Origin of the sequence: Vibrio sp. OY15 (assembly GCF_000742455.1) — a bacterium.
In the GTDB taxonomy this organism is placed as follows: Bacteria; Pseudomonadota; Gammaproteobacteria; order Enterobacterales; family Vibrionaceae; genus Vibrio; species Vibrio alginolyticus.
In genome coordinates this window covers 19,370-31,519 of record NZ_JPIL01000002.1, presented here as the reverse complement: position 1 = coordinate 31,519, position 12,150 = coordinate 19,370, and the positions used below count along the sequence as shown (strand labels likewise).

Below are 12,150 nucleotides of genomic sequence, written 5' to 3'. Positions count from 1 at the left end.
ACTTAATTTATGGAATACCTGGGGGAATCAAAGTGGCTGAGAGATAAGTTAAATTTAAGACAACTGATACTACTTTTAAGCATCTTTAGTATGATGGTCACCCTTCTAAACGCTTTTTACTCCATATATTATGTTCAACGTGAACTAACTGTCACTAACACCATTGAATCCAATCGTGTTTACGCTGAAAAAATGGCCAGAATGACGGACACTTTCATTGAATCAGCACTATCACAATTGGAATACAGCGCACTTATACTTAGAAGTAAGGTGCGAGATACCGATGAGTTGCAACAAGAAGTGGATCGGTTGAGGCTCCAAACCAATACCTTTAACTCTGTAGTCATCGTCAATGCGAAGGGAATTATTGTTGCCGTTTCACCTGAAGCAATACAAGTGAAAGGTGTCCAATTAACAAGTGAAAGTTCGCTACAATCATTGAAAGCTAAGTCTCCAATCGTGACTGATCCCTTCGTATCTCCTGCAGGTAATTATCTGATAAGTATTTCCCACCCTATTTTCTCCGAACAAAAAGAGTATTTAGGATATGTCAGTGGCTCTATTTATCTCGATAAGAAGAACATGTTAATGAGCATACTTGGGCAACATAGCTATAGAGATGGGTCATACCTCTACGTTGTGGATAAGAATCAGACATTGATCTATCACCCTGATCGGCAAAGAGTGGGAGAAGTCATTGTTAATAATGACGCGATAAATGATGTTATTCAGGGAAATAAAGGTGGTAAAGCCATCATTAACTCCAAGGGTATTGATATGCTTACTGGGTACGCACCAGTTAATGCTTCAGGTTGGGGGATAGTTGCACAGAAATCAGAAGGCTTAACTTTTTCTGTACTTAACGACCAAATGTGGGATGTGCTTGTAGAAACTTTTCCAATTGGAGCCATCACGCTTTTAGTTATTTGGATATCTGCGGCTTTTATCTCAAAACCGTTGTGGCAGCTAGCTAATGTAGTCAAAAGCTTTGAAAACCGTACTTCTGCTATACGAGACTTAAATGAAGTTAAACCTTGGTATTTTGAAGCTTCACATCTAAAGTGTTCATTTCTCAGCGCATTCAACATTGTATCCAACACCATTGACCAACTGCATATCGATACTTTAACGGATTCAATGACAGGGCTGTTAAACCGTCGAGGTTTAGATAAAGCCATTGATAACTTGCGTATACAAAACACTCCATTTTCTGTGCTCGCTCTGGATGTTGACTATTTCAAAAAAGTCAATGATACCTTTGGCCATGATGCCGGTGATGCCTTACTTGTCAGTGTGGCAAATATTATCAAGGCTCAGGCGAGAGAGATGGATATTGTCTGCCGCTCTGGCGGAGAGGAGTTCATGGTCTTTTTAGTTAAAACTGACATACGTCAAGCTGAATACGTTGCGGAGAGAATCCGAAAAGCCATTGAGTCAAACGAGTTTGACGTCGTAGGTCACGTAACTATTTCTATCGGCATGTCTCAATGGTTTGCAGAAAGAGAACCGATCAACGCTATTCTTAAAGGTGCTGATGATGCGCTTTACCAAGCAAAACGTAACGGTAGAAATAGAACTGAGGTGCATAAGGTTAACTGACTCTATCAATTTAATGTGTCATTTACTCTAAGTTCGTTGTAACTTAATTCAGACTTAGCGAACATATAAAGTTTACAACTTCAAGATACCTCTATTCTTAAAATTCAAGTGTATTAGGTTGAGCTGTCCCATAAGCATTTTTTGTCAAGTCAAGCAAGCGAAACTTGTTACCAAGCTTCGTCTATCTCGTAATCCAGCATGTAAGTAGTCTCGATGTAAAAAACATAATTTTTTACAGGTTAGCTCATTTCTCGTTCCTCAAGTAGCGAGTAGTAAGAGATGCCATCTGCTTCTAAAGCTTTATTTTACTGTATTGAGCACGAACCCAATTTTAAGAGTAAGGAACGTAATATTGCAGCACCTTAATTATAAACATCAAACGCATATTGAAATTGCCGCGTGTGCCGAATCATTCTTGAGCGATTAATTTTACGAACAAAACAAACCTTAGCAATATGATTTATATGAACTTATCTCGCTCATCCAAACATTCATCTGAAGCCATTTCAAACTCGCGACATATCCAAGGACGATTTTCATAAATTTTGCACATTAAGCTATCTCTATCTAAAGCAGCACACCAACCATCACTTAGACGCAGCATTGCCTCACTACCATACTGATCACGTTTGATGAATTGTTCTGGTACTCCCGTATCAGAAATGATCATTACTTCAAGCCGACAACAGCATGCTTTACAGTTAGAACAAGATATATTTGAGGAATAAGCTGGTGTAGAAAAGGTGGGTATGTTCATAAGTAGCTACATTTTGATTAATTACACATAATACCGTAATTTAGTACAAACTACCTTACTTCTGATGTTCGCTACCTTGTGGATCATAATGCCCTGTAAAGGTATCAACCACGCTAATACCTTAGTTAAACAATTGTGTCATAAACACTAAACTGGCTTGGAGTGAAAGCGCCAAGTGTTACGAAGCCATCTCGAACAGTTTGTTATATGCTTGTATTGCACCTATAATTTATGCGCACACACAATACGCACAGGTTACTATCATGAGAAACGCATATAGTACGCAAGCACCAAAGAAAGCTACAAACTTAAGCTTAAACAGTGAGTTACTTGCGGAGGCTAAACGCTTAAATATAAACCTTTCGGCAACAATGGAAAAGGCACTTGAAAAAGAAGTACGTCAACGCCTTAAAGCTGAATGGTTAAAGCAAAATTCTGAGGCCATTAATGCTTGTAACGAGCTAACTGAAAATCACGGACTATTTTCTGATTCTTACCGAGTATTCTAATGTCACAATTCTCGCTATACAAAAACAACGATAAAAACACTGCAACCGCATATCCATACTTTGTTGACGTTCAAAGTGGATTGCTGGATACATTGAACACTCGGTTAGTTATTCCGTTGACGCCTATTGAGCTGTTAGAGAAAAAAGCACCCAGTCATCTATGCCCCATAATCCATATTGATGAAGGTGACTTCGTAATTCTGACGCATCAAATGGCAAGTGTACCAACCAAAATTCTAAGAGAACCTGTAAGCAATCTAAGCACTTTTAGAGACGAGATCATCTCTGCTATCGACTTTCTTATTACGGGCATATAACGCCAGCCACGCAATCACGACACTTAACTTGGACGCCGTAAACACTAAACTTGACCCAAACTAAAAATGCCAAGCGTGGGGAATCACTCTTAAATGCTTTCATTTCTATCCCCTAAAATTGCCAGAATGGTAAGTTAAATATCCACCCCATAACAGTAAACGCTGTTAGCAGTAGACCAAAAAGAAATCCCAGTAAGCCGCCATTGTATCACTTGTTTCAGCATGACAAATTCAGGGATACTCGCAGCGACAGTGCTCATACAAAACGCTAATGTCGTACTAATGGGAAGACCATTTCTCAGTAGACTCTCCATGATAGGAATCACCCCCGTCGCATTAGAATACAGAGGGATACCAATCAATACTGAAACTGGAACCGACCACCACTGACCTGCGCCTAATTGACATCCTCCCCTAGCTGATTCGCTAGGGGATTCCCATTACATGGGCGCACGCTAAATTGCTTTAGGTGCAAGTTCCTGATTCATCAAGCGGCTAACGCCGACTCTCCACAGGCTAACAAGCGGTGTCCCCGCTCTAAAATATTTAATGCGCCAACAATATCTGCATTGTTGGTGTAACCACACTTAATACACTCAAAATGAGATTGAGTTTTACGGTTATCTTTCGATGCATGACTGCAACAAGGGCAGGTTTGGCTTGTGTATTGCGCTGGCACAGCGACAACTAAACCACCATTCCATAATTGCTTGTACTCTAGTTGTCTTCTGAACTCATACCAACCCTGATCAAGTATTGATTTGTTCAGCCCTGACTTAGCTTTCACGTTTTTACCGTGCTTTTCTGCATTGCCTTTTGCTGACTTAGACATGTTTGATACACGTAAGTCCTCAATCACTATCATCGCGTGGTTCTTGCTGATTTGATGTGAGGCTTTATGTAAGTAGTCCTTGCGACAATTCGCAATGAGAGTGTGTAGCTTTTGAATTTTGGCTTTCTGTTTCTGCCAGTTAGCAGAAAACTTAACCTTTCTTGATAGCTTGCGCTGTTCGACAGCTAAGCGCTTTTCATGCTTACGGAATGCGTTAAGCGGTTTTAGATATGAGCCGTCTGACAATGTGACTAACTTGGCAACACCCATATCAATACCAACGGCAGAGCTAGAGGTATGCTTAGGTTCATCAATTTCTTGCTCAACTTGGAACGAGATATACCAGTGACCAGACTTAAAACTAACAGTACAGTTCTTAATGTTGCCTTGTACTTCTTGTGATTTGCGAAACTTCAGCCAGCCAAGCTTGCTCGGTAGCTTTACACGCTTACCATCTAGTTCGCAGTATTTGTTGAAGTTAACAAAGCGCACTGAATCTTGGTTTTTGCCTTTATTTTTAAATCTAGGCTTATCAGCAGCTAATGACTTGTCGAAGCATCGCATCCAAGCCGTATGAAGGTCTTTGAGCTTTTGCTGTAGATTGTCAGTGTATGCCTCTTTGAGCCAAGCAAGATCGTCTTCTTTCTTCCATTGCGTGAGTTGCTTACACAGTTCAGCGTAGTTCGGGATCTTCTCGCCAGAGTCCAACTTGTTTAAGCAGTGGCGCAAGCCTTGATTCCACACAAATCGAGCATGACCGCAAAGCACAGCAAGTCTAGCCGCTTGGGTAGCGGTAGGTTCTAACCGAAATTTGTATGCTTTGCGTATTAACATGACAATCAGTGTGAATCTTGATAATGTATTTATATTATCAACTTACATACAAAAGACAATATCAGTGTGCGATAATTTTAATAAGGGCAGGCATAGTTGTTATTCACTGCATTTACATATCGTTTTCGTGACAAAATACAGAAAGAAAGTGTTTGGAGATTTGCATCTACAAAGTCTTGAGGCGACTTTCAGGGAGCTTTGTTTGGGCTTTGATGCGGAGCTAAAGGAATTTAACGGAGAGCCTGACCATGTTCATTTGCTAATATCAACATCTCCGAATACACCTAGCGTTGCAAAATTGGTGAACTCGTTAAAAGCAACCAGTTCACGCAGGATTCGCAGGGAATTTAATGATGTAGAAGGAGCGTTTGGTAAGAATGTGCTTTGGAGTCGGTCTTACTTTGCTGGAACATGTGGAGGTGCGCCACTAACTGTTATTCGTCAGTACATCGAGCAACAGGATAGACCGCATTAAGGCGCTATCGCACCTTTGGCTATTCCCCTCCCTGCTCTTTCGCAGGGAGCACCCTAGCCATTAAAGGTGGTACTACTATGCGGAACACATCCATAGGTAACTCGATGATCAGAGTAACTTTTATGTGGTGAAGCACTGCTGGTTTGGGTTACGTAGTTCAATGATGGTATTACTTTGATCAACACGGTTAAATGCCTCATCACTTATATTTGCGTGATCAAAATCAGTACGAAATAGATCCGCACGATACAAATCGACCTTACTCATTTGTGCATAACTCATGTCTGCGTTTCTCAAATCCGCATCGCGGAACGTTGCGTTGTTCAGGTTAGCGTGACTGAAATTGGCATAAGTAATGTCAGCCTCATTCATATTCGTACCTGATAAATTGGCGCCACTGAAGTTGGTGCGGGTGAGATTGGCGCAACGCAAATCAGCATTTTTAATTGTACGATTGCTTAGGTCGGCATTACATAATTGTGCACGCTCACCGCCTTGCTTGTCTAACCACAGTTTGTGTTGCTCAAGAACTGAATCAAGCTCTTGTTGAGTGTATGTATTCATACTTCACACCTCTATTCTCATAGGGGATACCAATATTAGGCCCCCCTTTATCTTGATTTAGCTAATCTTGCTGTGCCATATCTCGCTATCTGGGCCAATAACACATTCGCCGTCTACTCTCATTGATAACCGAATAAGACAGCGTTTGGCCACTTCCTTGAAATCGTCTTCGGGTAAATGTCTTACCGAGTCGACCAAGGCTTGACAATGCGGGGCGGTTTGCTCTTTTAAAGTGTAGAAAACCCATTTCCCCTTTTTCTCGTGGTTCAGGAGGCCAGCTTTGTAAAGTATTTTAAGATTACGAGATACGTTGTATTGAGTTTCACCAATGATGTCCATTGCTTCAGCTACTGCCATGCATTCATCAACATGCAGGAACAACCAGAACAATCGCAATCGATTTGGTTCTGATAAGGCTTTTAACGAATCAATGTATTTTTCATCCATCATGGTTTTACCCTTTCAACTGATTGGCGCCACTCTCGATGAGTGGCGCGAGTTTTATATTGTTCAGAGTAACCGATTTTACACAACGTATTGGAAGATAGCGCCCCCAATGATCGCTGTCGTTAAGACTATCCCTACAAACGCGATTACTGCTTTTCTTTTTAGAACTGCAGATACTAACGCGATTTCAGGCAAACTGGCACCTGTACCGCCAATAATTAGTGCCAATGCGGCCCCTAAGCCCATTCCTTTAGCTATTAACACGTTAAGTAGCGGGATCGCCATCTCGATACGTAGGTAAAGCGGGATACCAATAAATGAAGCCACCACGATAGATTGGAAGCTATCACCACCCACATATTTATCTACTAAGTCCGCTGGTAGGTAAACCGCAGAGAATCCGCTGATCGCTGCACCTAACAATACGTATGGGATTATTCGTTTGAATAAAGACCAAGCTCCAGCCATTGCATTGCGCGGTCTTGAGGTAGAAGAAAGTGCTGCGCCACAAGTAGAAGTGTTGCTGCCGCATCCTTTACTTTTGTTGTCTTCTAATTCATCGGCACGCTTGATTTCATTTTTCCAAGGCGACTTGGAGATCACGTAGCCACCCAATACCGCAGCGGTGAACGTCACCAAGAAGTACACCACAGTGATCTTTAATCCGAAAGTGGCATACACCATCGCTAATACAATGAAGTTACACAATGGTGCAGAAATAATGAAGCTCATTACTGTACCCAAGGATGCGCCCATTGATGCCATTGCCATGGTTACAGGAACAACCGCAGCACTACAAAATGGGGTTAACATGCCAAACAGTGCACCCAAAAGGGTTCCCCATTTATCGTGTTTGGTCAGCGCTGATTGGAGTTTTTTTTGGGGGATGTATTCGCGCATGATGCCGGTTAAAAGTGACACGATGGCGATGATAAGAACTAAGCCTTTCGCTACATAAAAGAACTCGTTGAACGCAATAAGTAATTTAGTATCCAAAATTGTAATCTCTAGCAAGTAAAAAGAGATTTTGGATAATATACATACATGCACGATTGTGCAAGTGTGTATATTATTTTATTAGTCGTTAGAGATCGATAGGCTTGCTTATGACCTATAGTTTATTGTCGAAAGATATTTATTAAGTATTGGAAAAAGTATGGGCGTTTCAGATCACGGCATGCTCAATATTTGCCCATAGAAAGACCTTGTCTTCAATAGATAATCCCTAAACACAGTCTACACCAACGACATGTCTGGACAGGGCATCATATCTTGAAGAGAGCGGCATTGAGTTGTTAAAACAATGATGGGCGATGACAAATGTCAGTCATAGTGCGCGTTGGTATGTGGATTTGGAGAGTACAGCGAGAGTCGATCAGCATCATAATATTGAAAGGCGGAGAAGTAGACTTTGCGTTCATATTTCTTGATAATCAGCTGCTTGGTTAGTCAGTTTGATCCCAGAAGGCGAAGTTAGTTAGAACGCTCAGGCATGAAAAAGTGCTATATTGAATACATCACATCTTCACGCCCCCCCACAAAAGGAATTATACTATGCCGACCTACCAGGTCACTTACTTCAACGCGAAACACGCCGTAATGGATAGCGAATCTATATTCATGAAAAGTCTAACCAACGCAAAGCGTTCCGCAGAGCATCATGCACCAGAGGGTACTGACCAAATTGAAATCAAAGATTTAATGGATAAAGTTCTGACTCGATTGATGCTTGAACAAGGCTGGGTTGATAACATCGAAGACTGATATTGCCGAGCAATCACGGTTCGTTTGGAGTGTCATCAATAAATACACAGGCTTGCTTAGTTTTTCGTACTAGCCTTTGACAAAATTTAATTTGTTTGTCTGTCAAAGCTTGTTCACGGTTGAGTTGGTCGAGTAAACCTGAAAGCATGTCTCTTTCCAAGTTACTCAGTTTTTCAGAATGCATGAGGAGTGTCGTATTGATAAGTTCAGAGAGGTTTCTTGAACTCACAATCCCCATTCCTTATTCCACTTCTTTTGTTCCTCAATATCTTCTGTTCGTTTGCGGACATCCTTTCTCTTAAGCTCTTCTGGTATCCATTTAATCCTTTTTCCTTTCGGATTAAGACCAAGTTGTTTCTGCTTTTGTGTCGGGTTAGGTAATTTGCTCACATATAATCCTATTTTGATGGTTGACTGAATTTCGCACCGCATCCACGTTGGCTATGAAATAAACAATGATACTACACAAGTCAGCATAAAATAGACAAAAGTGAGTAGCACTAGTTAAATTAGCATTGTAAGTATCGCAAAAACTAGCTAGTTGCAACTTCGGCTATTTGCTCGCAGTCGGCATAAAGTCGTTTTTTGTTAGTGAATGCATTGGAAACTTACTAATGCTTTTTAAAATCATAACCTTACAGCCAAATTAAAATATGACCGAAGACTAAACTAACTATTTTCAATTTAAGGCTTATACTTAAAGTAGCTCCGCGAATTTGAGTTATTTTTTCATTATAAAACAAGTTTCCTTTCACAGTTATTTTCGAAATTTTTCGTTTAACTTCTGCGACAGCCCTCTTGAGTGACTATGAAATAGCTCTAGTTACCAGAGCCTTAACCTATAGGATTAGTCGAGGTATATATGTCTGACAGAGAAACTGGATCAGTAAAATGGTTTAACGAGAATAAAGGCTTTGGATTTATCACCAAAGATAGTGATGGCAAGGATATTTTTGTCCATTTCCGTTCGATTTCGTCTGATGGGTTTAAGACCCTGCTGGAAGGGCAAAAAGTAAGTTTTGAAGTTGAACCAGGTGAGAAAGGACCGCACGCAACAAACGTGGCTCTCATCTAGATACGGCAGAAGGCATAGCAATCAATAGCTTTGCCTTCATTTTTTGTCTAGTTATTGTTTGATGGTAAAAGTCCATTCCAACTTCTTCCTTCTTTTCGAAATTCAACTCTGATCCTTTCAGGTTATAGATTTTCAGCTGATCAAAGCTATTTGGATATGGGAAATATAAAAGTGTCCCAGAAAGCAGTCTATGACAAGGAGGTGCCTTTTATAAAGGTCAACCATCATTGAAAGGAAACAAATCATGATACCCACCAACGAGAAAACATGGCGCCAAACATATCTAAGTTCACTGAATTTTAAAGGTACAGAATACAGATACTGGTCATTAAAAAAACTTGCCCAAGATTATCAAGTAAACCTGTCCAAAATTCCCGTAACTAAACGTCTGCTTATTGAAAATGTAATGCGACAAACCTCTGATTTAAAAGAGTCATCTCAAATTATTGAAGCATTGCTCTTTAAAAATAAGGCTCTCGACTCAGAGAGCAACGGTAATTCATCAGAATTAAGTTTCTATCCTAGTAGAGTACTGATGCAGGACTATACTGGGATACCTGCTTTAGTCGATTTAGCCGCAATAAGAGATGCAGTAGCTCAAGAAGGCGGAGATCCGAGTTATGTAACGCCTAAATGTCCGGTTGATCTTGTCATAGACCATTCGTTAATTGTTTATCAATCAGGTTCAGAATCTTCGATACAAACAAATCGCGCACATGAAATGGCACGAAATAGAGAGCGTTATACATTTCTAAAATGGGCACAAAAGAACTTCCGTAACTTGACAGTGATCCCTCCCGGTAAGGGGATATGCCATCAAGTTAATCTGGAATATCTATCTCAAGTTGTGCGCGAAGACGAAAAAAGAGTGTTAACACCAGACACGGTAATAGGAACCGATAGCCACACCACTATGATAAACGGGTTAGGCGTGTTGGGTTGGGGAGTGGGAGGCATAGAAGCCGAAGCTGCAATGCTTGGTCAGCCACTAAATATCGCTATCCCACGAGTTGTCGGAGTACGTCTTGATGGGCAATTGCGTCCCGGTGTGACTGCGACCGATTTGGTTTTGACGATCACAGAAAGGTTAAGGTCTCATGGCGTGGTTGGTAAGTTCGTTGAGTACTATGGTGACGGCTTAGCAACTCTATCGGTGGCAGACCGAGCAACGCTTGCCAATATGGCACCAGAGTATGGAGCCACTTGCGGATTTTTCCCAATTGATGAAAATACTATCGCCTATTTAACCCTGACAAACCGCCCTTCTTCACTGATTGATAGAGTGCGGGCGTACGCTCTAGAGCAAGATCTATGGTGGGATACAAACCGCCCTTCACCAGAGTATGACGAAAATGTTGTAGTCGATTTATCTGCTATCGGTACCTCAATAGCAGGGCCCAAACGACCTCAAGACAGACTTAATATCAGCGCCATTAAGCAAGCGACTCTTGACCAATGTGCTATTGAAGGTGCCGCAAACTCAAGCCAGCCAGGCTCATCCAGACCCTTACATAATGGTGATGTCGTCATTGCAGCTATCACCTCGTGCACTAACACGTCAAACCCCGCTGTTATGCTGACTGCGGGTTTGGTGGCTAAGGCAGCAGTTAAAAAAGGGTTAACCATTCCTAGCTACGTCAAAACTTCTCTCGCCCCCGGTTCATTAGCTGTCGCTCGATATCTCAATGATACGGGTTTGCAAGACTACCTCGACCTATTGGGATTTCATCGAGTTGGATACGGTTGCACAACATGCATTGGTAACTCTGGCCCATTAAAAAACAATCTTGAAACTGAGATCTTGGAAAACAGCCTGAATGTATCGGCGGTATTATCAGGTAATCGCAACTTTGAAGGTAGAGTACACCCCTCTGTTAGCCTAAACTGGCTTGCCTCGCCACCTTTAGTCGTCGCATTTGCGTTAGCGGGTACGACCTGTATTGACTTAGAAATAGACCCAATTGCGCTCAATACTAACAACGAGCCCGTCTATCTAAAAGATCTGTGGCCAAGCCAAGCCATGCTAGATGAAATGCTAAATCAAGTCCATGAGAGCCACTTTAGATTGAGTTACAGCGACATTACTGAAGGTGATGAAGAGTGGGAGCAATTGTCAATGAAAGATAGCCCCTGCTACCCTTGGGACGAAGGCTCCACTTACATACAACGCCCTCCTTTTTTGGAAGTACCACCGCCGACTTTTCCTGTTGAATCAGCGCGTGTATTAGCCATTTTGGGGGATTCAATTACGACCGACCATATTTCACCAGCAGGCCGCATTTCAGAGCATAGTCCGGCGGGTCAGTATCTACTTTCAAAAAACATCACACCCGAAGAGTTTAATAGTTATGGTTCACGCCGAGGAAATCATCACATCATGGTTCGTGGGACTTTTTCAAATATACGTTTGGAAAACAAAATCGCCTTACCGACGATAGGCGGTGTCACGCGATGTTATGGCGATACCAAACTGGATGACTGTAACATGTCAACCACTGAGAAAGCTCCTCCCATCATTCCTATTTACGACGCCAGCAGGAGGTCAATCGAACTTAACGTTCCGTTGGTAATATTTGCTGGCAAAGACTATGGTTCAGGCTCTAGTCGTGACTGGGCGGCAAAAGGTTGTTTGTTATTGAATGTGAAAGCGGTCATCGCGGAATCGTTTGAGCGAATTCATCGTAGTAATTTAGTCGGTATGGGCATACTGCCTCTTCAACTGATGCGACCAGATGAATTAAATTCACTGACTTTAGAGGGTAATGAGACTGTTTTTATTGCCCCCCACGAACCTATTAAGCCGTTATTGGAGCTCAATATTATCGTAGTAACAGCGCAAGGTGCTGAGCTCACCATACCTGTTACTGCTCGTATAGATAACCCTAAGGAACTGGAGTATTTTAACTCGGGGGGTATTCTTCAATATGTTCTGAAGCAGCTGACAGCTAATATTCCTAAAATGTCATAGTGAAGTCTC

15 protein-coding genes are annotated in these 12,150 nt (G+C 41.6%); 7 read left to right on the top strand and 8 right to left on the bottom strand.

Annotated elements, in window-relative coordinates:
* Positions 1-9 precede the first annotated feature (9 nt).
* Positions 10-1,599: a sensor domain-containing diguanylate cyclase gene (locus tag IJ23_RS03455; RefSeq protein ID WP_080773755.1), complete on the top strand. Its 1,590-nt coding sequence runs from the start codon at positions 10-12 to the stop codon at positions 1,597-1,599.
* Positions 1,600-2,059: 460 nt separating this feature from the next.
* On the opposite strand, the gene IJ23_RS03450 is transcribed toward IJ23_RS03455, so the two are convergent.
* Complete coding sequence (locus IJ23_RS03450; protein WP_033905393.1) at positions 2,060-2,356, bottom strand: YkgJ family cysteine cluster protein; 297 nt, start codon at positions 2,354-2,356, stop codon at positions 2,060-2,062.
* Positions 2,357-2,619: 263 nt separating this feature from the next.
* Here IJ23_RS03450 and IJ23_RS03445 point away from each other — a divergent pair, with 263 nt between their 5' ends.
* Together IJ23_RS03445 and IJ23_RS03440 are read left to right on the top strand one after the other, a co-directional pair.
* Positions 2,620-2,865, top strand: a complete 246-nt coding sequence (locus IJ23_RS03445) for a type II toxin-antitoxin system CcdA family antitoxin (protein ID WP_033905392.1) — start codon at positions 2,620-2,622, stop codon at positions 2,863-2,865.
* Entirely contained in the window at positions 2,865-3,182 is a 318-nt protein-coding gene (locus tag IJ23_RS03440) for a CcdB family protein (RefSeq protein WP_033905391.1), read from the top strand. The genes IJ23_RS03445 and IJ23_RS03440 overlap by 1 nt, the downstream gene beginning before the upstream one ends.
* 134 nt (positions 3,183-3,316) lie before the next feature.
* Here the strand turns inward: IJ23_RS03440 and IJ23_RS23910 are convergent, their stop codons facing one another.
* Both IJ23_RS23910 and IJ23_RS03435 read right to left on the bottom strand, forming a co-directional pair.
* Positions 3,317-3,544: a permease gene (locus IJ23_RS23910; protein ID WP_230623503.1), complete on the bottom strand. Its 228-nt coding sequence runs from the start codon at positions 3,542-3,544 to the stop codon at positions 3,317-3,319.
* Between the two features lie 125 nt (positions 3,545-3,669).
* Positions 3,670-4,848, bottom strand: a complete 1,179-nt coding sequence (locus IJ23_RS03435; RefSeq protein WP_033905390.1) for an RNA-guided endonuclease InsQ/TnpB family protein — start codon at positions 4,846-4,848, stop codon at positions 3,670-3,672.
* Between IJ23_RS03435 and tnpA the strand changes: the two genes are divergently transcribed.
* A complete protein-coding gene (gene tnpA, locus IJ23_RS03430) occupies positions 4,847-5,323 on the top strand; it encodes an IS200/IS605 family transposase (RefSeq protein ID WP_372036177.1) in 477 nt (158 codons plus the stop codon). The two genes, IJ23_RS03435 and tnpA, sit on opposite strands and share 2 nt — an antisense overlap.
* A gap of 120 nt (positions 5,324-5,443) precedes the next feature.
* Here tnpA and IJ23_RS03425 read toward each other — a convergent pair whose 3' ends face one another.
* The 3 genes from IJ23_RS03425 to IJ23_RS03415 all read right to left on the bottom strand — a co-directional run bounded on the left by IJ23_RS03425 (position 5,444) and on the right by IJ23_RS03415 (position 7,330).
* Entirely contained in the window at positions 5,444-5,887 is a 444-nt protein-coding gene (locus IJ23_RS03425; protein ID WP_033905389.1) for a pentapeptide repeat-containing protein, read from the bottom strand.
* 57 nt (positions 5,888-5,944) lie between these two features.
* Positions 5,945-6,337 (bottom strand): ArsR/SmtB family transcription factor, encoded by a 393-nt coding sequence (locus IJ23_RS03420; RefSeq protein ID WP_033905388.1) that lies wholly within the window; start codon positions 6,335-6,337, stop codon positions 5,945-5,947.
* Between the two features lie 75 nt (positions 6,338-6,412).
* A complete protein-coding gene (locus IJ23_RS03415) occupies positions 6,413-7,330 on the bottom strand; it encodes a permease (protein ID WP_033905387.1) in 918 nt (305 codons plus the stop codon).
* Between the two features lie 558 nt (positions 7,331-7,888).
* On the opposite strand from IJ23_RS03415, the gene IJ23_RS03410 reads away from it, so the two are divergent.
* On the top strand, positions 7,889-8,098 hold the full coding sequence (locus IJ23_RS03410) for a hypothetical protein (RefSeq protein ID WP_033905386.1): 210 nt from the start codon (positions 7,889-7,891) through the stop codon (positions 8,096-8,098).
* Positions 8,099-8,111: 13 nt separating this feature from the next.
* Here IJ23_RS03410 and IJ23_RS25370 read toward each other — a convergent pair whose 3' ends face one another.
* Together IJ23_RS25370 and IJ23_RS25365 are read right to left on the bottom strand one after the other, a co-directional pair.
* Entirely contained in the window at positions 8,112-8,336 is a 225-nt protein-coding gene (locus IJ23_RS25370; RefSeq protein WP_230623502.1) for a hypothetical protein, read from the bottom strand.
* A complete protein-coding gene (locus tag IJ23_RS25365) occupies positions 8,324-8,488 on the bottom strand; it encodes a hypothetical protein (protein WP_165615989.1) in 165 nt (54 codons plus the stop codon). The genes IJ23_RS25370 and IJ23_RS25365 overlap by 13 nt, the downstream gene beginning before the upstream one ends.
* A 472-nt stretch (positions 8,489-8,960) precedes the next feature.
* Here IJ23_RS25365 and IJ23_RS03400 point away from each other — a divergent pair, with 472 nt between their 5' ends.
* Positions 8,961-9,173: a cold-shock protein gene (locus IJ23_RS03400; protein WP_005378997.1), complete on the top strand. Its 213-nt coding sequence runs from the start codon at positions 8,961-8,963 to the stop codon at positions 9,171-9,173.
* Between the two features lie 244 nt (positions 9,174-9,417).
* A complete protein-coding gene (gene acnA, locus IJ23_RS03395; RefSeq protein ID WP_033905384.1) occupies positions 9,418-12,141 on the top strand; it encodes an aconitate hydratase AcnA in 2,724 nt (907 codons plus the stop codon).
* The last annotated feature ends 9 nt before the right edge of the window (positions 12,142-12,150 follow it).